Origin of the sequence: Holdemania sp. 1001095H_141210_F2, from assembly GCF_015558105.1 — a bacterium.
Classification (GTDB): domain Bacteria; phylum Bacillota_I; class Bacilli_A; order Erysipelotrichales; family Erysipelotrichaceae; genus Holdemania.
Genome location: NZ_JADNPO010000011.1, coordinates 76,064 through 98,802 on the forward strand (window position 1 = coordinate 76,064; position 22,739 = coordinate 98,802).

Consider the following 22,739-nt stretch of genomic DNA (forward strand, 5'->3'; position numbering starts at 1 on the left):
AAAAGCTGTTTGTCGGCAAGACGGTCGCGGAAGTGGAAGACTGGTTTGCCAAGTATACCGACGCCAACGGCCGGCCATTGCAGGCGGAAGCCAAGAGCGACGAGGACAAGGCGAAATTCAGCGCATTGAGCGATGAGGAAAAGAAGATGCTGGAAGACGTCCGCACCGGCGCGACGATTTCCTTAAAAGACGGTCATGGCGACTTCATCCAGGCGATTAAAAACGCTTACGAAAACCGTCGTCCGATCACATTGAAAAGCGAATAACAACCAACGGGAATCATCAGCTGGAAGTTTCAAATCACCCCTTTTAAACACGGGTATGATGGTTATTGGCGCAAAAAGACGAACTTCAATTTGTTCGTCTTTTTTACTTCTGTCATGACCAGCCCGAGGTTTGATCAAAACTGAGGATCGAAATTCTATCCCGCAATGAAGAGTGAGAATGGAATGAGTGTGGCGGCGATGCGAGTTCAGGCAGCCTTAGGCGCAATGACGTTTGATCGGGACTGCCGCCGCAAAAACAGCGGTGGATAAAAAAGAAAAATATAAAAAAGGAAAATCTGAAACACGATTTTCCTTTTTTCCTTTATTTAGAACGAAGGAGATCGGCCACGAGCATGCCGCTTTCCAGTTGCACGCCGATCAGGCTGCGGATCGGAACGACAGAATAGTCGATGTCGTTTTCAAGTGCCGCCGCCAGAGTGTCAAAGCCGGCCTGTGCCTGATCCAGAGCGGTCTTGGCCAGCTGCGGATCAATGTCGGTGTGCTCGATTGCGTAATTGATTGCGCGGACGCTCAGCCCCCAGCTTAACAGTGTGTAGAAACGGGTGATGTCCAGACAGTCGAAGGCTTCCGATTCCTTGCACGGCTGCTGGTAAGCTTCCGTCTTTTTATAATAATCAATCTGCGCCTGAGTGGACGCGTCGTTTTTATCGACGGAAAGCAAAACGATTTTCGGGAATGGATTATCTTCGGTCAACCATGGTTTAACCGGTTTTAGGATCTTGCCGATCTGTTCAATCTGATCATGTTTGACCTGTTCGCCCTGGATCGCCGCTTCTGCCCGGGTGAACGGCATGATCGTATCGGATACAATTTTGCGGGAGAAGAAATACGGCAGCTCGGCGACCAGCGTGTAAGTGCCGTATTGCGAAGCATAATCGTCGGAGCTGGTGCCGCAGCTCATCATCGCTTCCGGATGTTCCATGCTTTTCTCATAATAGTCGTAGGAATCCTTGGAGCCGGTCATTTTGTAGCAGGCCGGGGCGTATTGGGTGACGTAAACCATTTCCGGTTCGCCCAGATTCAGCGGTACATTCTGCTTTTCCGCCGCCTTGTAGAAGCCGTCCCATAAGCTTGGCTCATCGCCGGATACATACCAATATGCGCCGCCGAAGCCGGCATTGTGCAGCGAGTACATGAATTCCGGTTTGACACGGTCGATGATGTTCATCAGCACCTGAGTTTCCGGGATCGGCGTCGTCCAGCTGTAATTTTTGTAAGTGAACGGGAATGTCCATTCTGCCTGTTCCGAACCGACCGGACGGAAGAAATTCCGGGCGTAATTGGTAATCGTAAACGGTCCCTTGAACCATCCTTCATTCAGCTTTGTGCCGTCGACGTCGATGCTTTTGATCAGATACCAGGTATACCCCAGTTCACTGCGCAGCGCTTCATCCTCGCATAAGCGGCGTGAGAAATATTCCAGCATCATCGCGCCCATTGGTTCGTTCGGATGCGGACAACCGAACATAAAGGCGTTCTTCGGGCCGTCGCCGATCTTCAGACAATAGATCGGATGGCCGCCGCGGGAAGTCCCCTCCTTTGTGACCGTGACCAGATCCGGATATTCTTCGGCCAGCTTCAGGGTGCTGGCATCCATTTCATCCACGGTCAGAAAATGATCGTAGGCCGGGATTTCGTCGATGAGTTTTTTAAAGTCCATACTTTGTTTCTCCTTTCAGCAAGTAGATTCATTTTATCATGGGTCATTCAGTTTGGGCGGCGCTTTCTGAAAAAAGAAAGACGAAAAAACGAAAATTCTCCTTTTTCATCTGTAACAATTTTCAATCTGAAGTGTTAAGGAATTGCCAGCACCGCGCCCAACGCCGCGGCATAGACGGCATGTGTGGGAATCAGAAAGTTCACATTGTAAATCTGGCTCATTCTTTCATAAAGCGGTTTGGCCTGCGGCAAAGCCGTCAGAGCACCGGTCAGCACGATCGTCTGAGTGGTGTCCCGGCGCAAAGCCAGAATCCATGACGCCGATGGTCTCCAGAATCATATTGATCACGCCCGCTGCCTGATCTGCGGGACTGCCGATGGAGTTCAGCTTTCCCAAATTGGCGGCCGTCAGATCGGCGGTCAGCGACTGTGTTTCATCGCGGGTCAGATCGCCCACCTTCAGATCGACATTTTTCAAATTACCGGACCCGGCCAGCTCAATAAAATCGGCCAGCACGGCAGTTCCGTTTAACCGCAGCGCCAATCCCGCCAGGGTTCCTCCGCCGACGCCGGTTCCGCCGATGTGGCTGATCTTTTCATGATCAGCCCGAACCAGCGCTGTCCCTGTGCCCATACTGACGGCCAGAATGTCCCGCTGCTTTGCCAAAGCCTGCGCACCCCGGCCCACTGCCTGCATTTCGTCGATTTTCAGCCAGCCTGGCCGATCTTCGATAAATGAGCTGCCGACTCCTGTTAAAGCAATTCCGGATACCGTCTGATTGCCGCAGTGTGACGCCAGAAAATGACTGAGCGCAGCATCCAGTTTTACCGGACTGCGCAATGCGGTCAGCTGCGTTTCGGCCACAATTTGACTGCCGGGGTGAACAGCGATCAGTTTTGTTGTGGAACCACCAAGGTCAATTCCGATTCTGATAGTCATAGGTTATCCCCCGTTTCTGTTCTCTTATAATAAGTTAGTTATATCGTGGACTGTAAAATTTCGCAAGCGTGAATAACTGATTATCCACTAAAGGAGAAATTAATTTATTTTATTTTTTCAATCTTTCTCCCTGCAAAACCAGATATCTAACCATTTTATAACCGCCTGCTGATAGAATGAAAATGTCTTGGAGGTGTAGCGTATGCGGAAAAAGTTAGTTCTTGGGTTAATGGCAGCGATGTTGGTAATGAGTCCGATACAAATTTTAGCGGATTCTGCGACACCGGAGCCGGAAACTGAACAAATTGACGATGAAGAAACACCGCGGGCTGCCCGCAGAAATCAGGACTCTGCGCTCCTCTTTGCTTTCCTTGGCGCCGGCATCGTTGTGATTGCCGCAGCCTGGAAAACAAAAAATCAGAATCTGAGTTTGTTTGTCAATCAAGTGGATTCCAATGGAGACGGCAGTTATACAGTCACCTGGGGTTATAAGAATCCCAAGCATTCCAAGATCAAATACGACAAGGATGAAGCCGGTTTGAAAATAAAACGAGGCACTGCGATCGTCCTGAAAAAAGCAGAGCCGACAGAATTTGAACCAGGTATCCACAAAGACGCTATCATTACGGTCATTAACGACGAAACTGAAATCGAATGGATTGCGGGAAATCAGAAGGTCGGCGTTAATGGAAGAATGATCAAAATAGAAGGGAGGAACGAGAATGAAGATTAAAAACAGGTTTGACAGAGTATTAAAGATGTTGACCGTCTTCGCGATGACGATGTCCTGCTTTGTGGACATGCCGATTCGGGTTGTAGCGGAAAGCTTTGACGTCGATTCTGTAATCAGCATTGAATCACACAACAACGAGACCGATGTGAATGATAGCGAAGCGAGCTTAGCTGTAAGCGTTACTGTCAATGGTCAGACAGCAACAGCACAAAAATCAGTCGCATCGGGTACTCTGACCGTAAGGGCCAACGATGGTTTTGAAATTGATTCAATGATTTTGGACGGCGTGGAATTCAGCGAATCCACAGACGTTCAATCGGGGGGAACATTCTCTTAACATCACGGCTCACACAACAACTTCTCAGATTGATAAATCTAAAGAAAACCAACAGCCGGATCCGACGGTGGAACCAACACCGACGATTACTCCTGATCCAACACCAGAGGCGAGTGAGGAGCCAAAGACCACGGAAACTCCAGTGGTTACGGAAACACCGAAGGTAACGGAAGGACCAACGGAATTTATTCCTCCAACAAGTAACGCCATTATTCAAAATATTGAAGGTGATGATGTATATCTTCTCACTATATACTATGTTTATGGGGAAGATGCAGCTCCAGAAATTGCGAACACGGCAGCGCAAGCAACGTATTATGCAGATGTAATTGCTGGAAATGAATACAAAGTTACTTCTAAAGAAATTCAAGGATATGAGGCAAGTCAAAGCCTTGTAAGTGGAATAATGCCGTCGGAAGATCTGACGATTACCGTTACGTATCATCCTACTGAGACTGCGTATACTGTTAATCATAAATTCATACAACTTGATGGTTCATTTATTACGGAGTCAGAAACTTTGTATGGCAAATTTGGAACAGAAACTCAGGCAGTTGCCCGGCAAGTCAATGGCTTTGAAGCTGGTGTAATCGAAAACACTCTAATTTCGGCGAACACAGTTGTTGAAATTGAGTATACACGAATCAATTATACAGTGCGATTTGACTCTGATGGAGGTAACTATATCAGCGCTGTGGAAGCACCTTTCGAAACAGTAGTTGATTTATCAACGAAAGTACCGACGAAAGCAGGCTACGATTTTGCTGGATGGTATAATGGAGATTCTAAAGTTGAAGGATCTGTTAGTTTGACGGAAAATATAACTTTAACTGCTCATTGGACATTAAAAGCAAATCAGAAAGCTGATTATCAAGTTATTTTCTGGGTAGAAAAAGCAGAATCTAATGAATATGATTTCTTATATAGTCAGACCATTCATGATGCAATTGTAGGCAGTGAAATTAAGAACTATCCTACATTTGATAGTACTAAACTTTCAGATATTGGATTAGATGAAGCTGGATTTGAAAAGCCTGACATGGAATCTGGTAAAACAGTTGCGCTAGATGGCAGTACTGTTTTAAATGTTAGATTAAACAGAAAAATTTTTACAGTTACCTTTTATGTAAAAGAATCTTGGTATTCTAATTGGAAAATTCAACCCAAATTAACTATAACGGCAAAATATGGTGCGGATGTTTCTTCAGTTTGGAATGATGTAGATCATAAAGAATACATGTGGTATACATCATCAAGTTGTAAAACGAGTGTAGGTGCAATGAAAACCATGCCCGCTGAAAACTTATCGCGTTATGGTAATAAAGTTAATACAACGAAGATTAAATACCTAACACAGAACTTATCTGGTAGCGGCTATTCCACTTATATGGAAGGGGTATTACCTGATGGTTGGACTATAAATGAGGGAGATATTATTCAAATAGAAGGTTTCTCTTATGAAAGAATGGATACGCGATATAAAACATTGTATTATACAAGAAATAACTATACTCTAAGTTATAATGCAAATGGCGGATCTGATATTCCATCACCAGAAACTAAAAAATTTGAAAGTATCCTTAAAGTTCCGGTAAAACAACCAGTTAAAGAAGGCTATGAGTTCACAGGCTGGTATTATGATCCAGGAGCTCAAGAAAAAGTTAATTTTGATAAAGATAAAATGCCAGCTCATAATACAGTATTGTATGCAGGGTGGACAGTTAAAACTTATCAAGTTGAATTTGACGTGAATTATGAAGGCGGAACAGGTTTTGCTGTAAATGCTAATTATAATACTCCTGTCAAAATTCCTGATACTCCAGAACGTGATGGATATACTTTCTTAGGTTGGTCAATCAAATCTGACACTTTGGTTAAGTATGATTTTGGGACACCAATAAAAGATAACATCACACTTTATGCTCATTGGCAGGCTAAGAATTATACCTCTTATAATATTCGTTATTTATTAGAAGGTACTGATACGGAACTTGCTGATTCGATAAAAGTTGATAATCAAAGAGTAGGTAAAACAATTACTGTTTTTGCAAAGAGTATTGAAAATTATATTCCTTTATTGTCAAGTCAAAGCTTAACTTTAAAACAGACAGATAATGAAATTATATTCTATTACTCTCAGGCAAAAGAAAGAGGATATACGATCATTGCGATGGATGTAAGTGATCCTGAAAAACCAGTTGAGTTAATTCGTAACGGAGATAACAAAACAGATCGTGCTGCAGTAGTAATTGATGCCCCTTCAATTAATGATTATATTCTTGCTGATGGAGAGACTGCTCGAAAAACATTAGTTGTTTCTGATAACGAAACAGAAAATGTTGTTACATTTAATTATGTAAAACGCAATGTTGGTTATACTGTGAATTATTACAAAGATTCGACAGATGAATCAAATTTACTCAAATCTGAAACAGGAACTGGGAGAATAGGAACAACCATTCCTTATGAAAACGGCAAGTATTTACCTAAAGGATATGTTGCTCCAGGAACTGTAACAGGACCGGAAAAGATAACTAATATTGCCGCAAATAATGTCATTAATATCGTTTATGCAGAAGCTGCAAAAATAACGATCAACTACGCAGCAACAACAGGTGGAAGTGTGGATCGTTCAAGTGAAAGCTTAGCACCGGCAACGGGTGAAGCTCAGGGCTCGACAGCAACAGCAAGCGCAGGATACCATTTCGTGAATTGGACGAATGCGGAAGGCACAGAAGTCAGCACAGACGCTCACTTTACACCAGAAAAAGTTGATGGATTGAATGTAGCGGCAACGTACACTGCAAACTTTGCGGAAGATGCGAACGTAACGATCAACTACGCAGCAACAACAGGCGGAAGCGTGGATCGTTCAAGTGAAAGCTTAGCACCGGCAACGGGTGAAGCTCAGGGCTCGACAGCAACAGCAAGCGCAGGATACCATTTCGTGAATTGGACGAATGCGGAAGGCACAGAAGTCAGCACAGACGCTCACTTTACACCAGAAAAAGTTGATGGATTGAATGTAGCGGCAACGTACACTGCAAACTTTGCGGAAGATGCGAACGTAACGATCAACTACGCAGCAACAACAGGTGGAAGCGTGGATCGTTCAAGTGAAAGCTTAGCACCGGCAACGGGCGAAGCTCAGGGCTCGACGGCAACAGCAAGCGCAGGATACCATTTCGTGAATTGGACGAATGCGGAAGGCACAGAAGTCAGCACAAACGCTCACTTTACACCAGAAAAAGTTGATGGATTGAATGTAGCGGCAACGTACACTGCAAACTTTGCTGTCAACTCCTATAACTACAAAGTTTCCCATGTCTACCGTGATGCTGATAACAATGTTGTTGAAGAACTGACAACGACGGCAGCTGACGAGAAACGTGATTACCTGTCTGCTATTTCTGAATCTCCAAGAGGTCCAGAAAATGCAAATGGCAATTTCGTTCTGTCGAATATCGAAGTTGACAGTGTTGATGAATCGACATTGCAGGCAGATGAAGAAGGCAATATTACGGGAACCATGCCAGCTGAAAATCTGACAATCACGTTCTACTATGATGCAGATAATATCGGTGAGAAAGATCCTGAAGAAGGAGATGGAATCGCAGATAAATATCAAATCACGGTTACGTATGACGCTGTAAACGGCAAAGTTGTTGCTAATCAGGGGCCATTTGTATTGACGAAATACAATGCCAATCATGAATATGCAATGGATGGAGTCGCTTATCTGGCTGAAAATCAGATCGCAACAGTTGAACCTTATTCAGGTTATCATCTGGCAAGTTGGGCACCAGAAGAACCGACAACAGAAATCGCATTGAATAAAGATACGGAATTCGTAGCGACATTCGTCATTAATGAATACCAAGCGACAGTGAAGTACGTTGATGAAGATACAAAGGAAGAAATCGGGACAGCGAAGGAAGTCACAGCGAAGCATGGGGAAACGATCAATGGTGCGGATCATAAGATCAACATCGAAGATTACGTTTATACCTATGCGGAAAGCAAGGAAATCACGGAAGACGGAATGATTGTCAACGTTTATTACAGCGCAGATAAAAATCATGACGAGATTCCGGATAAGTATCAGATTCACGTATACTACAATGCGGTGAATGGTACGATCACTGCTAACCAGGGTCCGTTTACCTTGAATAAGGTCAACGAGAAAGGCGAATATGCGGTTGATGGCATCGCTCATCTGAGCGACGATCAAATTGCGAAGGCAAGTCCGAATAACGGATATCGGGGTGGTACTTGGAGTCCAATGGCTCCGACGACTGCACTGGATCTGACAGAGGACATTACTTTCACGATTACCTTTACAGCAAATCCAGTCGATCCGGATCCTGTTAACCCAGGCTGTCCGGCAGGAACGGAATGGAACGAAGAAGCCCAGGCTTGCTTAGCGCCAGTCGTTCCGCCAGCACCAGTTGTACCTCCGGGACCAGGTCCAAATAATCCTGAACCGGAAGAAGAAGTCATTGTTGAACCGACAACACCGGAAGGCGGCGGAGAAGTAACGCCAACACCGACGCCGGAAGTTGAAGAGATCGAAGAACCGGAACAGCCGCAGGTCAGCCACAAGGGTTCTTGGGCTCTGATCAACCTGATCGCCAGCTTGCTTGGCTTGTTAGCGGCGCTGTTCCTGATTTTCGCGAAGCACTCGAAAGAGGATGACGACGAGGATGATCAGAATCAGACCGCAGCGATGAATGAAGAAGAAGATCCGGAACAGCTGAAGCGCAAGAGAATCTACAAGTGGATCTCGGGCTTAACGGCTGTCATCTCAGTCATCGTCTTCGTTCTGACCGAAAACATGCGGCTGCCGATGGTCTTGGTAGATAAGTGGACGCTGTTGATGGTCGTCTTCTTCCTGATCAATGCCGTAACGCTGTACTTAGGCAGAAAATGGCATGAAGATGAGGATGACGAAGAACAAACACAGGCGTAATTATCACAAAGTTAACGGAAAGGTCGAGCATACGCTCGGCTTTTCTTTTGCTTTTCAAGCTTGGAATAACCATCATTAAAATGAAAACGCATGTCAGTCATCAATCCGGTTTATGGAAAACTGAAAATGATTTCAAGATTAGAAGGGGCTAACCTGTCAAAATCCGCCTGGTTAAAGGACTTAGCTCTTTTGAGTGAACTCAGTCGAAATCTGAATAAAAAATTCAGGAGAACAAGGCTTGATGGAGCAGGTTATACGTGCTATCATTTCAATAGTTGAGTTTCCAACTAATTGAGGTGAGGGGATGAAAAAGACAGGACGGCTGTTGACGGACTCGTCTATTTTGTATCGCTGTTCGCAAAAATACTACGATAAAGTGCTGGACGCCTATCAGCTGGGTTCCGGACAGCTTCCGTTTTTAATTTTCATTTATGAGAACGAAGGCATTACGATGAACGGTCTGGCGCAGCTGGGCTGTTATGACAAAGGAACCGTAACCAAAGGCGTTCAGCGGCTGGAAGAAGTCGGATATGTCACGATCGAGGTCAGTCCAACGGATAAACGCGTGCGCACGCTGCGAACGACGGCGAAAGCGAAAGAGATTATCGGTCAGATCTATTTGATTCGCCAACAGTGGTGGGATCAGATCACGCAGAATATGAGCGAGGATGAAGCGGCGCTGTTTGAAAAGCTGCAAAGTAAGGCGGTTGCCAACGCATTAGATTATCTGGCGGAAGAAGAACAGGAATCGCAGCGGGTGGGAATTTTCGGCATTCAGAAAATGACGCTGCTCGATTATCCCGGCAAGATCGCATGCACGCTGTTTACCGGTGGCTGTAATTTCCGCTGTCCGTTCTGCCAGAACTCTGATCTGGTGTTTCTGGCGGAGAATATGGCACAGATTCCCAGGGAAGAACTGTTCGACTTTTTAACCCGCCGTCAGGGAATTCTGGAAGGAATTTGTATCAGCGGCGGGGAACCGCTGCTGCAGCCGGGGATCGAAGCTTTCTTACGCCGGATTAAGGAATTGGGTTATCCGATCAAATTGGATACCAACGGCAGTTTCCCAGATCAGCTGGAGCATCTGATCGACGAGGGATTGATTGATTACGTGGCGATGGACCTGAAAAACTGCCGTGAACGCTACAGCGAAACGGTCGGTTTGACAAAGCTGGATCTTGCGGCTGTTGAAAAAAGTGTCGCGCTGTTAATGCAGGAGAAGATTCCGTATGAATTTCGAACGACAGTAGTCAAGGAGCTGCATACCGCTGAGGATATGCGGCGTCTGGGCGAGTGGATCAAGGGCGCCCGCAAGCTGGTTCTGCAGCAGTTTGTCGACAGCGAGCGGGTGATTCAGCCCGGCTTGCACGCCTGCACCAAAGAAGAAATGGAAGCGTTTCGGAAGATTCTGCTTTCGTGGGTACCGGACACCGAGCTCCGGGGGTTATAGAGGAAAGAAAGGTAGAGACGTATGTATAAAGTAGTTAAACGCGACGGCATGATTACGGAATTTGATATCAGCAAGATTTCACTGGCGATCACCAAAGCCTTTGAGGCTCAGCAGAAACAATACCATTCCAGCGTGATTGATATGCTGGCGCTGCGGGTAACCGCGGATTTTGAAAGCAAAATCAAAGACGATCTGATCCAGGTGGAAGATATTCAGGACAGCGTGGAATCAATTCTGATCCAATCCGGATATTCCGACGTCGCCAAGGCATACATTCTATACCGCAAACAGCGGGAAAAAATCCGCAATATGAAATCGACGATTCTCGATTATAAAGAACTGGTCGACAGCTACGTCAAAGCGACGGACTGGCGCGTGAAAGAAAATTCAACCGTGACTTATTCGGTCGGCGGTTTGATTCTGAACAACAGCGGTGCGATCACCGCCAACTACTGGCTTTCGGAGATCTATGACGAGGAAATCGCCAACGCACACCGCAGCGGCGATATCCATCTGCACGATCTTTCGATGCTGACGGGCTACTGCGCCGGCTGGTCGCTGAAGCAGCTGATTCTGGAAGGCTTAGGCGGCGTACCGGGCAAAATTACCTCCAAACCGGCGAAACATCTGGCTTCGCTGTGCAATCAGATGGTCAACTTCCTGGGCATCATGCAGAACGAATGGGCGGGCGCACAGGCGTTCTCCTCGTTTGATACGTATCTGGCGCCGTTTGTCAAGGTCGATCAGCTGAGCTATGACGAAGTCAAGAAATGCGTCGAGTCGTTTGTCTATGGCGTCAACACACCGAGCCGCTGGGGCACGCAGGCGCCGTTTTCCAACATCACTCTGGATTGGGTTGTGCCGGCGGATTTAGCGCAGCAGCCGGCGATTATCGGTGGTCAGCCGCAGGATTTCACCTATGGCGACTGCCAGAAAGAAATGGATCTGGTCAATAAGGCGTTTATTGAAGTTATGATCGAGGGCGACGCCAACGGCCGCGGCTTCCAGTATCCGATCCCGACGTATTCGATCACGAAAGATTTCGACTGGTCGGACACGGAAAATAATAAATTGTTGTTTGAGATGACCTCGAAGTATGGCACGCCGTATTTCTCCAATTACGTCAACAGCGACATGCAGCCCAGCGACGTCCGCAGCATGTGCTGCCGGCTGCGGCTGGATCTGCGCGAACTGCGGCGGAAGTCCGGCGGCTTTTTCGGCAGCGGCGAAAGCACCGGTTCGGTTGGCGTCGTGACGATCAACCTGCCGCGGATCGCTTACCTGGCCAAGGACAAAGATGATTTTTATGCCCGGCTGGATCGTTTAATGGATATTTCCGCGCGGTCGCTGAAGGTCAAGCGTCAGATCATCACCAAGCTGCTCAATGAAGGGCTTTATCCTTATACCAAGCGCTATCTTGGATCGTTTGATAACCATTTCTCAACGATCGGACTGATCGGCATGAACGAGGTCGGACTGAACGCGGCCTGGCTGCGCGCCGATCTGACGCATAAGGAAACGCAGGAATTCGCCAGGGAAGTGCTGAACCACATGCGCGAACGGTTAGTCGTGTACCAGGAAGAATACGGCGATCTGTATAACCTGGAAGCCACGCCGGCGGAATCGACGACCTATCGCCTGGCCAAGCATGACAAGCAGCTGTATCCCGACATCATCACCGCGACGGAGGACGGCAACACGCCGTATTACACCAACAGCTCGCATTTGCCAGTTGGTTATACCGAGGATATCTTTGAGGCGCTGGACGTTCAGGACGAGCTGCAGACGCTGTATACTTCCGGTACCGTCTTCCATGCTTTCTTAGGCGAAAAGCTGCCGGACTGGAAAGCCGCCGCTTCCCTCGTCCGCAAGATTTCCCAGAATTATAAACTGCCTTATTATACATTGTCTCCGACATATTCGATCTGCAAAGACCACGGTTATATCGCGGGAGAGCAGTATGTCTGCCCGATCTGCGGCCGTACAACTGAGGTTTACAGCCGGATCACGGGTTACTACCGGCCGGTTCAGAACTGGAATGCCGGCAAGACGCAGGAATACAAGGAACGTAAGGTCTATGATATCGGTCATTCCGTCCTGAAAGGCCGTCAGGCGCTGAAAGAAGCCCCGGTCCAGCCGGAAAGCCGCGAGGAAAAGAGTGTGCCGTCCTCTTCCGCGGAAGGCCGTGTCCTGTTGTTTACGACGAAGACCTGCCCGAATTGCAAGATGGCCGGCCGGCTGCTGGAGAAAGCCGGGATCGCCTATGAGCTGATCGACGCCCAGGAACAGGCGCAGCTCAGCGAACGCTTCTCGATTATGCAAGCGCCGACGCTGGTCGTCGTAGATCAGAATTCCAACTGCGTCTACAAGACGAATAACGTCCAGGAATATATCACGCGGCAGCGCTGAGGAACAATCCCATTTTCCAATGTCAGGAGGATGGGATTTTTTATTCTGAAAATTGAGTCAATCTATGAATAATACTGGCATTCATGAAAGCGCTTCGTTATAATGAAAGCAGACAGAACGGAGATTGAAAAGAAAGCGAGGAACAGGAAGATGGAAGAAAAGTTGGAAGCGCAGCTGCGCGAATTGGCCGGGATGATCGACCATACGATACTCAAGCCGGACGCGACAAAACAGAAAGTGCTGGAGGTTTGCCAGGAGTGCCGGGATTATCATTTCAAGATGATCGCGATCAACTCCTGTCAGGTGACGTTGTGCCACCATGCCTTAAAGGGCAGCGGCGTGCATGTCGGAGCGGCGATCAGCTTTCCGCTGGGCCAAACTGAACTGAACGTCAAGCTGCTGGAAACGGAGCATGCCATCCGCCAGGGCGCAGACGAGATCGATTATGTCGTCAACCTGACGGAGCTGAAAAGCGGCAACTGGGATCTTGTGCGCAAGGAGATGGATCGGATCACGCGGCTGTGTCACCAATATGGCAAGATCTGCAAGGTCATCTTTGAAACATGTTATCTGAGCGAGGAAGAAATCATTCGCCTGGCGCAGATTGCGCGCGAGGTGAAGCCGGACTTCATCAAGACCTCGACGGGTTTCGGTCCGGCTGGAGCGACAGCCAAGGACGTGTTTATCATGAAGCATGAAGCGGGCGAGGACGTCCAGGTCAAGGCGGCCGGGGGCATCCGTTCCTTAGCGGCGCTGCTGGAAATGAAGAAGGCGGGAGCGACACGTTTCGGCACCTCCTCGTCGATCAAGATCATGGAAGAAGCCCGGAAGCTGCTGGAAGAAGGCGGTACGCTGTGAAAACGCTGATCCATAACGCGCATGTGATCGCCGACGGGTTTCGCGAGATTCCCTGCGGCGCGGTGCTGGTCGAGGAGGGAAAGATCGCCGCGTTGATGCCGGAAGCGGATTGGTCTGCGCAGGCGGAGAACGCGGACGAGGTCATCGACGCGGAAGGGTTGATGCTGACGCCGGGCTTGATCGACATTCACATCCACGGGGCGGCCGGGGAAGATCTGATCAGCGGGAAGGCTGAGGCGGCGGAAGCGGTGAGCCGCAACGTCGCGATGGACGGCTGTACGGCGTTCATGGCTTCGCTGACGGTCGTTTCGCATGAACGATTGTTGGAAATTCTGCGCGGCCTGGCATCGGTGGCGGACTTGCCGGGGGCCGCGATGCTGGGCATTCATTCGGAAGGCCCGTATTTAAGCCCGGATTATAAGGCGCTGATGGATGAACGCTACCTGCGCGATCCGTCGTTAAAGGAACTGCGGGACATGGTTGAAGCGGCGCAGGGACGCTTGAAAGTGATGACCGTCGCGCCAGAGCGGGCGGGCATGGATGGCTTTATTCAGGCCGCGGTGCAGGCGGGAATCACGGTGATGGTCGGCCATACCAACGCGACCAGCGCCGACGTTCACCGCGCCAGTCTCGCCGGGGCTGCCGGCTTCACCCATTTATACAACGCGATGAGCCAGCATCTGCACCGCGATCCCGGCACGGTCACGGGCGCGTTTTTAGAGGAAGGCATGAAGGCGGAGCTGATCGCGGACGGCTTCCATGTCGATCCCGAGGTTGTCCGGATGACGTGGAAACATTTCGGTTCACAGCGGCTGGTGCTGATCACCGACGCGATGCTGGGCAAAGGGATGCCGGACGGCGACTTCGAATTCAGCGGGCTGCATTGCCGCAAGCACGGCCAGCATGTTCAGGTAGTGGAAACCGGCCGGCGCGCGGGATCGGCGATCGGCATGAACGACGCGGTGCGGATGATGGGTGAGATGTGCGGCTGCACGCCGTGCGAGCTGGTTCAGATGGCCTGCGTCAACCCGGCTTCCTTAGCCCAGGTCGGAAATCGTAAAGGCCGTCTGGCAGCCGGTATGGACGCCGATCTGGCGCTGTTTGACAAGCAGTGGCAATGTCGGGGAACCCTGGTGGAAGGGCGTTGGGTTTACCGCCCTTGATCACAGCGGAACAGTCTGGCGAACTCCGTGTCCAAAGAAAGTGCTTCCCTTGGTAAAAAATTAAAATTTCGGGTTTAAGATTGGATATTCTTTCCAGCTTCGGGTATAATACAAACCACTGGAGGCATAAAACTATGAAAAAAGCGATTTATTGTTATAACATCGACGACGTCGATCAGCATATTTTAGAGACGATTACAGCCCCGATGAACATTGAGCTGGGCTTGTTGGACGACGGCATGCTGAAGCTGACGGTCGAGGAAATCCTGCAGCGGCAGCCTGCCAGCAATCAGGACTGCACGCGGTTCGATATTTCGTTTATGCTGATGGATGAGCTGAGCGATGAAGAGATGAAGCAGATTTTAAGCGCGGGCGAACAGGCGCACTGGCACTTTGATCCGATCAAAATGTTCGTGACCGAGCACAATCGTTCGTGGACGCTGGAAACGCTGTTTGGCGAAGTGATGAAGGAACATCACCTGTTTGCCAAAGCCGAGCAGGTCGCCGCGATTCTGCGCCGTGCGGATCAGCTGGATTTGAAAAGCTGGCCGTCTGAGCAGGCGGAACGCCTGAACATCGCGCTGATGAAAGGCTATATGTTGTTAAAGAGCGGCCGGTTTGACGAGGCGCAGCTCGATCAGACGCTGAGCGAACTGACGCAGGCGATGGGGGAGTGAATTTCATTCTCCCTTTTAATTTGACTTAAAAACTCGCAGGCAAGCTACCAATCTTGAATAAATTATGCTAAACTGGGAGAGCAGAGGTGAATAAATATGAAATATAATTTTGATCAAGTGACCGACCGCAGCCATACCGACGCCACGAAATGGTTTGTTGTACAGGAAACGCTGGATATCCCGGATGTGACGCCGCTGTGGATCGCAGATATGGATTTCGCGGTTTCCGATCCAATTCAGGCCGCGCTGAAAAAGCGCATGGAATGTCCGGCTTACGGCTACACGGAACGTGGTCCAATTTACGCGCAGGTCATGGCCGACTGGTTCAACCGCCGCTATCAATACGGCGCGGATCCGGAAATGATGATGATGTCGACCGGCGTCATGTACTCAGTGTCCGCCGCGATCCGGCTGTTCAGCCAGGAAGGCGATAAGATCCTGATTCCGACTCCGGCGTATGAGCCGTTTGTCGACAAGACGCTGTCCAACCGCCGCGTGCCGACGCTGTGTCCGATGCACGAAGAGGATGGGTATTATACGCTGGACTTTGAGGACATGGAGAAGAAAATTGACGAGCAGACGAAGATTTTCATTCTGTGCAATCCGCAGAATCCGACCGGCCGCGTCTATACGAAGAGGGAACTGGAACAGATCGCCGCGTTCTGCGAGAAGCACCAGCTGAAGATCATCGCCGATGAAATCCATGCCGATTTCATCTTTGACGGTCAATTTACGCCGATCATCAATATCAACGACTACACCCGTCAGAACACGATCGCCTGTGTCTCCTGCACGAAGTCGTTCAATCTGGCCGGCTTGAAAATTTCCGGCGTGATCATCAAAAATCCGGAGCTGTTCAAAGCGTTTAAGGCCGAGGCGGTCAACGTCGGCATCGCGAGCATCAACATCTTCGCACTGGAAGCGATGAAAGCGGCGTATCAGTATTCCGAAGACTGGATGGATCAGCTGCTGGAATACATCAAGGCCAACCGGGATTACGCTGATGACTTTTTCCGCACACGGCTGCCGATGATCAAGACGCGCAAACCGGAAGGAACGTATTTCTTCTGGCTCGACATGCGAAATTGCGGCATTGCGTGGGACAAGCTGAACCAGACCTGCATCGAGGAAGGGCATGTCTATCTGTCCGAAGGCAAATTCTTCGGCGAAGACTATCTGGGCTTTGAGCGGCTGAACCTGGCCAGTCCGCGCGCCCAGCTGCAGACGGGTTTGGAAAAGTTGGAAAAAATGGTGCTGGCGCATCAGAAATAACAACCTTACAACGAAAGCGGTGAACGCCGCTTTTTTTTGTTTCTTTCATATAAAGCGTGTCTGCGGGCACTGTATGGAATAAACAATAAAGAGCACTGTGCGGCGCGATGCCAAAGCAGGGGCTGAGCTGGTGATGGCGAAAAAGGCAGGCGCTGCGGTGGATTTGCGATCCGAAGGTTTCCACGCACTTTTTTCCTTTTCAATCAGGAAAAACATTGCCTCGAAAAGCAAAAGCGTTATGATAAAATGGAATTGTCATCCAAAGGATATGCAGTCAGAGTCTCCTCCCTTTCTCTGAGGGCATATCTTTTTTTGCGTCTGTTTCCATCGTGCTTGGCGGAATGGGAGAGTTTTTCAGCCCCTGTCAAAAATGTGTTGGTTCGGTTCATCTGCGCTTGTTTAAATAGCGTGTTTTTCGCCCATACTGCTAAAAAAGAAGGGCGGGATCACACATGAAAAATAAACTGACGCCGCGGCAGGCCGCCATGGAAGCGTATTTGTCGGCGCTGCGTTTGCGGGATTTGGAGACTTGCCGCCACAGTCTGCGCGTCAGCCGGCTGGCTTACGAAATGGCGCAGGAACTGGCGTGGTCCGAGGATCGCTGCCGCAAGCTGAAAGAAGGAGCGCTGCTGCACGACTTGGGCAAGCTGGCAACGCCCGACGCCGTGCTGTTAAAACCAGATCGTTTAGACCAGGGGGAATGGCGGCAGATGCAAAAACATCCCGCTGAAGGCGCGCGTCTGATCAGCGTAACGCTGCTGAACGATCTGACGCCGATCATCCTGCAGCATCATGAACGTTGGGACGGCGGGGGATATCCTTATGGATTAAAAGCTTCTGAGATCTGTGAGGAAGCCCGCGTGCTGGCGCTGGCCGACGCGTATGACGCGATGATTTGCCGCCGCCGCTATCATGACCCGCTGCCGCAGCGGGAGGTTCTGCGCCGGATTGAAGAGGGCCGGGGAACGCAATTTGATCCGGAGCTGACCGATTCCTTTTTGTCGCTGCATCGGCTTCTGCGCTGATCTTTTGAAAAGTAAATGAATAAAAATGAAAGTCGGCTGATTCAGTTTGACATCGCTTTCATCCCATTGTAAACTGAGGATCAGAAGGAGAATATCGAATGGAAAAATTTGAACTGAACGACTTTAGAAAACTTCGCGAGTTGAGCGACGTAACTTTCTCCCCCGACGGCCGGCACATTGCCGTCGTCGTCAAAGCCTGCAACGAGCAGGACGGGTATGATTTTACGATCTGGGCGCGCCCTGAGGATGGGGAATTCCGCCAGCTGACCAGCTTCGGCAAGGAAAGCAGCTATCTGTGGGACGATGCGAAAACAATGATGTTTTTATCGCTGCGCGATCCGGCGGATCAAAAGCGCGCTGAGGCCGGCGAGGAATTGACCGGCGTTTACCGCCTGAGCCTGGAGGGCGGCGAGGCGATCAAGGCGTTTACGCTGCCGATACAGGCGGGAAAGCTGGAAAAGCTGAAGAATGGCCTGTATCTGGTCACGGCCCGCTGCGATGCGAACGTGCCGGATTATTATAAGATGAACGCCGAGGAGCGCAAGCAGGTTGCCGAGGATAAGAAAAAGAACGCCGAGTTTCACGTATTGGATGAAACTCCGTTCTGGTCTAACGGCACGCCGGGCTTTACGAGCAAAATGCGCACGCGCTTATTTGTTTACGACGAGAAAAAAGCCGAGCTGACCCCATGCAGCGAACCGCTGTTTCAGGTCGAAGCCAGCGCTGTCGTGGGCCGGAAGATCTATTATTCCGGCTGCGCGTACACATTGCGCACCAAGCTGCAGAAGGACGTCTGGTGTTACGATCTGGATACCGGTGAAAACCGGCAGGTCTACGTCAACGAAGGCTTCGGCAACCGCAGTCAGAACGTTGCGACCGACGGCACAAGGGTGCTGTTCTGCGCTGCCAAGGGCGAAACCTGGGGACAAAACGAGCATCCGAATTTCTACGAACTCGATCCGGCATCAGGAACGCTGACGCTGTTGGCGGAAGCGGATCTGTCCTACTATCTTGCCAAACCCAAAGAAGGCGCGCTGTGGATCAACGGCAGCGACCGGATTTCGAATAATCTGTTCTGCTTCGGCGGGGACAATGAGTTGAAAAAGATGTCCGACTGGAGCGGCGATATCGGCAGCTTCGATATCTTTGGCGATCAGGCTGTCATCGCCGGCAAGCAGGGAACCGATTTTGACGAGGTCTGGACGATTGATCTGAAAACGCAGAAAGCCTGCTGCCTCAGCGACTTCAACCGTTCATTCTTACAGACCAGACAGGTCAGCAAATGCGAACCGCTGACGATTGCCAGTCACGATTGGGACGTCGACGGTTGGGTCATGAAGCCGGCCGACTTTGATCCGGAAAAGACCTATCCGGCGATTCTGACGATCCATGGCGGGCCGAAGGGCGCCTATCACGGCACGTTTGGGGTCGATATGCAGACCTGGGCTTCCGCCGGTTACTTCGTCTTCTTCTGCAATCCGATCGGCTCTGACGGCCGCGGCAACAAGTTTGCGGAAATCCGGGAAAAACACGGCACCGTCGATTATGAAGACATCATGAACTTCACTGACGAAGTGCTCAAGCGCTATCCGCAAATCGACCCGCAGCGGATGGGCGTCACCGGCATTTCCTATGGCGGCTACATGACCAACTGGATCATCGGCCATACCGACCGGTTTAAGGCGGCCTCCAGCCAGTGCTCGGTTGTCAACTGGGTTTCGATGTACGGCGTGTCCGACATCAGTATGGAATTCGTTCCGGATCAGATGGGCGGCTCGATCTTTGAGAAAACGCAGACGTATTGGGACCGCTCGCCGCTGAAATACGCGTGCAACGCGGTGACGCCGACGCTGTTTATCCAGCCGCTGGCGGATTTCCGCTGCCATCTTTCCGACGGCCTGCAGATGATCACGGCACTGATGGACAAGGGTGTGGAGACCCGTGTCGTCTGCTTTGACGGCGATCATCATGGACTGAATCATTTCGGCAAGCCGTCGCACCGCGAACGCTCCTATTCTGAAACGCTCAACTGGATGGACAGCCATCTGAAATAAGCAGCACACCGGCCGCACACGTCAAACTGTGCGGCTTTTTCGCGTCAGAAATAAAAATTTTGAACTTTTTTAACCTTTTTGGCAGGCATTTTGGAATTTTCCGCAATATTAATAATGGAGATATGAATTCCAAAGAAAGGTAGGGATTAAACATGCACGAAAAAAACACGGTGGAAAAGGATTGGACGATCAAGCTGCTCAAGGAGGTCATGCGTCAGACCGGCATGGATGAAGACGAGCTGTGCCGCAAAGCCCGGCAATCACCCGGCTGGATGGGCCGGCTGAAACGGAAGGAGGAGGAAGCGACGCTGCAGGATTGTTTCGCTCTGGCGAGCGCTCTGGACCTGTCTTTACATGAATTTTTTATCCGATTTGATGAAGATGAACGGAATAAAACTTGTCAAATGATGAAATAGTATTTATTTCCGCAAGCTTAAAGGATTAAAAAACGATCGAAACTTCCAGAAAAAGAATACGAGGTTTGAAAAACGACTTTTTAATCTGATCTGACAGGCTGAAAAAGTGACGGCTGTCACTTTTTTAGTCTTTTCTCGCTGTAAAAACAAAACAATTACCGTAATTTGTTATTTTCATTCTCAGGGGTTGCTGATATAATTTATCTGGCGTTAATTATAATTAAAGGAGTAATGGAATGGGAGCTAAAATCACAGATTACAAATCGCTGATTGAGAACCTGAAAACCGAGGCGGCTCAGACCGGCGATTCTTATTTGGAATGCTCGGCGAAAGAACTAATGGGCAAGCTGAATGAAGGCAATGCGACGCTGATTACCTGCTGCAGCGCGATGCGCCAGTGCATGCTCAGCGGCGACGAAATGATCGTTGCGCCGACCGGCAAGAAGAACGTCAGCACCAAGATGAAGATTCGTTATTACCTGAATGATCTGGACAGCCGCGAAAGCGCGTATATTCCGAAAAAACGCGGCCGCAAAGCCGGATCCACATTGAAGAAAACTCCAGGTCTCAAGCGTAACCCGAAGACGGGCAAGCTGGAAGCAAAGTTTAACAAGGCCTATATGACCCTGTCCCTGCAGAACTGGCTGGATAAGAAAAAGCTGACTTATAAAGAATTGGAAGACGCGTACCTCGTCGATACTCCGGAAGGAAAATGGCTGATCGAGGTGGATTATGAAAAGCGCGGCAAAAAGCAGACGTTTAATTCGAAAATGTACTCGCTGATCAAAAGGATGGATCCGGCGATCGCCAAATATTCGATCCTGATGGAGTCTAAGATTTCCTCCAAGCAGGAATGGAAACAGTTGAGCGATTATATGAAAAGCCGCCTGGGCATTTCGTTGATTTTTGTGAATCATCAGGGAAAAGTGAAAGAATATCGCTAACCATAACGACAATCCATCGACGGGGAAATCCATCTCCGTCTTTTTTATAAATCCGGCTGCGGATAAAGGAGGAAGTTCGATGCGTTTAGTCACGATGAAATTCAGCGCTTCTCAAACTACGGCAAGGGTCGTTGATCAGCTGTGCGCCGGGTTAAGACTGCCGCGGAAAGATCTGAATCTGAACGAGGGCGTCAGTCTGGGGCCGCAGGATTGCCTGATTGCGGCATTTCCGGTATTCAGCGGAAGGCTGCCGGCGTTTTTCCAAGCCTGGATGAATCAGATTCAGGGACGAAACACGCCTGCGGTTGCGATCGTCGTTTACGGCAACCGAGCGTATGAGGACGCGCTATTGGAACTGAGCGATGCTCTGAGTGCCGCCGGGTTCACCGTGGTCGGCGCCGCTGCGGTCGTCGCACAGCATTCGATTTTTCCGACGGTCGCAAATGGCCGTCCGGATGCCGCTGATTTCGCTGGAATTGCCCACTTTGCCCGAGCTTTGCTTGAAAAGGGGCTGGATGCCGCGCACCCGATGATTTCCTCGATTCCCGGTCAGCGCCCTTACCGGAAAATTACGGCGCTGCCGCTGAAGCCCCAGACGAATTCTCGTTGTCTTCGCTGCGGTCGTTGCGCTGTGGTCTGTCCGGTTCAGGCCATTGACCCGGCCCAACCGCACATCACGGATAAGGCGCGCTGCGTGTCCTGTACAGCCTGCATCCATGTCTGTCCTGCCGGTGCACGTCAGTTTCCGCCGGCGCTCTATTACCCAGCGCAGCTTGTTTTCCGGCAGAAGATGAAACAACGCCGTCAGCCGGAGTGGTTCCTGTAAGCACGCTTTTAAATGGAGGATGTAGAACGGTGGAAATACGCTGAAGAGGCGGAACATCCGCTTACCGGTTTCCTGGAGATGGAAGAAAGGGAAACCTGAAAATGTAAAATTCTTGCAAAAAATAAATGAAAGTATTGCTTTCAATTTGAAAGTCATGTAAACTAAGAAGCAGGGAGTGATATTCCATGTTAAAAATCAAATTGAACCACTCTTATTATTATTATTGATAGACCAATGTAACCCAAGATTCCTTGGAATTTTCGCGTTATATTGGTTCAAGAAAACATCAAAGCGGATTTGATGTTTTTTATTTTTTAACGGAAAAGAGGAGAAAACGTATGATTTTAACCGTAAAAAAAGATTGTGACCGCAATGAACTGCAGCGGCTGATGAATCAGCTGGAGAAAAAGGGGCTGGAACTCAATTTCAGCGAAGGCGCCAACTATATCGTTCTGGGATTGGTCGGCGATACAACCGCGCTGGACGTCGACTGGCTGAAAAGCTTCACCTGCGTCAAGGAGGTAACCCGCGTTCAGGCTCCTTATAAAAAAGCCAACCGGCTGTTCCATCCGGAAGATTCCGTGATCGACGTCAGCGGCGTCAAGGTCGGCGGTCAGGAAAAGATCGCCGTGATCGGCGGCCCCTGTTCGGTCGAGGGCGAGGCAATGATCTGCGACATCGCCCAACAGGTCAAAGACGCCGGCGGCGTGATGTTACGAG

The 22,739-nt window shown here is 49.7% G+C and carries 16 protein-coding genes and 2 pseudogenes; 16 read left to right on the forward strand and 2 right to left on the reverse strand.

Annotation, left to right across the window (positions count from 1 at the left end):
- Positions 1–266 (forward strand): annotated as a pseudogene (locus I2G61_RS08815) (LysM domain-containing protein); the annotation flags it as partial.
- A 322-nt stretch (positions 267–588) separates the two neighbouring features.
- On the opposite strand, the gene I2G61_RS08820 reads toward I2G61_RS08815, so the two are convergent.
- On the reverse strand, positions 589–1,947 hold the full coding sequence (locus I2G61_RS08820; protein WP_195548183.1) for a M14 family zinc carboxypeptidase: 1,359 nt from the start codon (positions 1,945–1,947) through the stop codon (positions 589–591).
- Positions 1,948–2,172: 225 nt separating this feature from the next.
- Positions 2,173–2,886 (reverse strand): hypothetical protein, encoded by a 714-nt coding sequence (locus I2G61_RS08825; protein ID WP_083538689.1) that lies wholly within the window; start codon positions 2,884–2,886, stop codon positions 2,173–2,175.
- A gap of 202 nt (positions 2,887–3,088) precedes the next feature.
- Between I2G61_RS08825 and I2G61_RS08830 the strand changes: the two genes are divergently transcribed.
- The 15 genes and pseudogenes from I2G61_RS08830 to I2G61_RS08900 form a co-directional block, all read left to right on the forward strand.
- On the forward strand, positions 3,089–3,619 hold the full coding sequence (locus I2G61_RS08830) for a hypothetical protein (RefSeq protein ID WP_072686067.1): 531 nt from the start codon (positions 3,089–3,091) through the stop codon (positions 3,617–3,619).
- Positions 3,609–3,956: a hypothetical protein gene (locus I2G61_RS08835; RefSeq protein ID WP_195548184.1), complete on the forward strand. Its 348-nt coding sequence runs from the start codon at positions 3,609–3,611 to the stop codon at positions 3,954–3,956. The genes I2G61_RS08830 and I2G61_RS08835 overlap by 11 nt, the downstream gene beginning before the upstream one ends.
- A 67-nt stretch (positions 3,957–4,023) precedes the next feature.
- The gene (locus I2G61_RS08840) at positions 4,024–8,925 is read left to right on the forward strand and encodes an InlB B-repeat-containing protein (RefSeq protein WP_195548185.1); all 4,902 of its coding nucleotides are present in this window, start codon (positions 4,024–4,026) and stop codon (positions 8,923–8,925) included.
- Between the two features lie 304 nt (positions 8,926–9,229).
- The gene (locus I2G61_RS08845) at positions 9,230–10,375 is read left to right on the forward strand and encodes an anaerobic ribonucleoside-triphosphate reductase activating protein (RefSeq protein ID WP_072686071.1); all 1,146 of its coding nucleotides are present in this window, start codon (positions 9,230–9,232) and stop codon (positions 10,373–10,375) included.
- Between the two features lie 21 nt (positions 10,376–10,396).
- The gene (locus tag I2G61_RS08850; RefSeq protein ID WP_072686073.1) at positions 10,397–12,784 is read left to right on the forward strand and encodes a ribonucleoside triphosphate reductase; all 2,388 of its coding nucleotides are present in this window, start codon (positions 10,397–10,399) and stop codon (positions 12,782–12,784) included.
- Between the two features lie 150 nt (positions 12,785–12,934).
- A complete protein-coding gene (deoC, locus tag I2G61_RS08855) occupies positions 12,935–13,642 on the forward strand; it encodes a deoxyribose-phosphate aldolase (RefSeq protein WP_072686075.1) in 708 nt (235 codons plus the stop codon).
- On the forward strand, positions 13,639–14,805 hold the full coding sequence (nagA, locus tag I2G61_RS08860) for an N-acetylglucosamine-6-phosphate deacetylase (protein ID WP_072686077.1): 1,167 nt from the start codon (positions 13,639–13,641) through the stop codon (positions 14,803–14,805). Before deoC ends, nagA begins: the two co-directional genes overlap by 4 nt.
- Before the next feature lie 134 nt (positions 14,806–14,939).
- A complete protein-coding gene (locus tag I2G61_RS08865) occupies positions 14,940–15,482 on the forward strand; it encodes a DUF3783 domain-containing protein (protein ID WP_072686079.1) in 543 nt (180 codons plus the stop codon).
- Positions 15,483–15,578: 96 nt separating this feature from the next.
- Positions 15,579–16,754, forward strand: coding sequence for a MalY/PatB family protein (locus I2G61_RS08870; protein ID WP_195396832.1), 1,176 nt, complete (start codon positions 15,579–15,581; stop codon positions 16,752–16,754).
- A 452-nt stretch (positions 16,755–17,206) separates the two neighbouring features.
- On the forward strand, positions 17,207–17,779 hold the full coding sequence (locus I2G61_RS08875) for an HD-GYP domain-containing protein (protein ID WP_072686083.1): 573 nt from the start codon (positions 17,207–17,209) through the stop codon (positions 17,777–17,779).
- Positions 17,780–17,877: 98 nt separating this feature from the next.
- Positions 17,878–19,833, forward strand: a complete 1,956-nt coding sequence (locus I2G61_RS08880) for a S9 family peptidase (RefSeq protein WP_195396834.1) — start codon at positions 17,878–17,880, stop codon at positions 19,831–19,833.
- A 152-nt stretch (positions 19,834–19,985) separates the two neighbouring features.
- A complete protein-coding gene (locus tag I2G61_RS08885) occupies positions 19,986–20,249 on the forward strand; it encodes a helix-turn-helix transcriptional regulator (protein ID WP_072686087.1) in 264 nt (87 codons plus the stop codon).
- Between the two features lie 236 nt (positions 20,250–20,485).
- On the forward strand, positions 20,486–21,193 hold the full coding sequence (locus I2G61_RS08890; protein ID WP_072686089.1) for a hypothetical protein: 708 nt from the start codon (positions 20,486–20,488) through the stop codon (positions 21,191–21,193).
- 79 nt (positions 21,194–21,272) lie between these two features.
- A complete protein-coding gene (locus I2G61_RS08895) occupies positions 21,273–22,019 on the forward strand; it encodes a 4Fe-4S binding protein (protein ID WP_195548186.1) in 747 nt (248 codons plus the stop codon).
- A 338-nt stretch (positions 22,020–22,357) separates the two neighbouring features.
- Positions 22,358–22,739: pseudogene (locus I2G61_RS08900) on the forward strand (3-deoxy-7-phosphoheptulonate synthase); the annotation flags it as partial.

Bases quoted from the DNA above. Each gene is read 5' to 3' on its own strand.
- I2G61_RS08820 (WP_195548183.1), bottom strand. From the start codon at position 1,947: ATGGACTTTAAAAAACTCATCGACGAAATCCCGGCCTACGATCATTTT.
- I2G61_RS08825 (WP_083538689.1), bottom strand. From the start codon at position 2,886: ATGACTATCAGAATCGGAATTGACCTTGGTGGTTCCACAACAAAACTG.
- I2G61_RS08830 (WP_072686067.1), top strand. From the start codon at position 3,089: ATGCGGAAAAAGTTAGTTCTTGGGTTAATGGCAGCGATGTTGGTAATG.
- I2G61_RS08835 (WP_195548184.1), top strand. From the start codon at position 3,609: ATGAAGATTAAAAACAGGTTTGACAGAGTATTAAAGATGTTGACCGTC.
- I2G61_RS08845 (WP_072686071.1), top strand. From the start codon at position 9,230: ATGAAAAAGACAGGACGGCTGTTGACGGACTCGTCTATTTTGTATCGC.
- I2G61_RS08850 (WP_072686073.1), top strand. From the start codon at position 10,397: ATGTATAAAGTAGTTAAACGCGACGGCATGATTACGGAATTTGATATC.
- deoC (WP_072686075.1), top strand. From the start codon at position 12,935: ATGGAAGAAAAGTTGGAAGCGCAGCTGCGCGAATTGGCCGGGATGATC.
- I2G61_RS08865 (WP_072686079.1), top strand. From the start codon at position 14,940: ATGAAAAAAGCGATTTATTGTTATAACATCGACGACGTCGATCAGCAT.
- I2G61_RS08870 (WP_195396832.1), top strand. From the start codon at position 15,579: ATGAAATATAATTTTGATCAAGTGACCGACCGCAGCCATACCGACGCC.
- I2G61_RS08875 (WP_072686083.1), top strand. From the start codon at position 17,207: ATGAAAAATAAACTGACGCCGCGGCAGGCCGCCATGGAAGCGTATTTG.
- I2G61_RS08880 (WP_195396834.1), top strand. From the start codon at position 17,878: ATGGAAAAATTTGAACTGAACGACTTTAGAAAACTTCGCGAGTTGAGC.
- I2G61_RS08885 (WP_072686087.1), top strand. From the start codon at position 19,986: ATGCACGAAAAAAACACGGTGGAAAAGGATTGGACGATCAAGCTGCTC.
- I2G61_RS08890 (WP_072686089.1), top strand. From the start codon at position 20,486: ATGGGAGCTAAAATCACAGATTACAAATCGCTGATTGAGAACCTGAAA.
- I2G61_RS08895 (WP_195548186.1), top strand. From the start codon at position 21,273: ATGCGTTTAGTCACGATGAAATTCAGCGCTTCTCAAACTACGGCAAGG.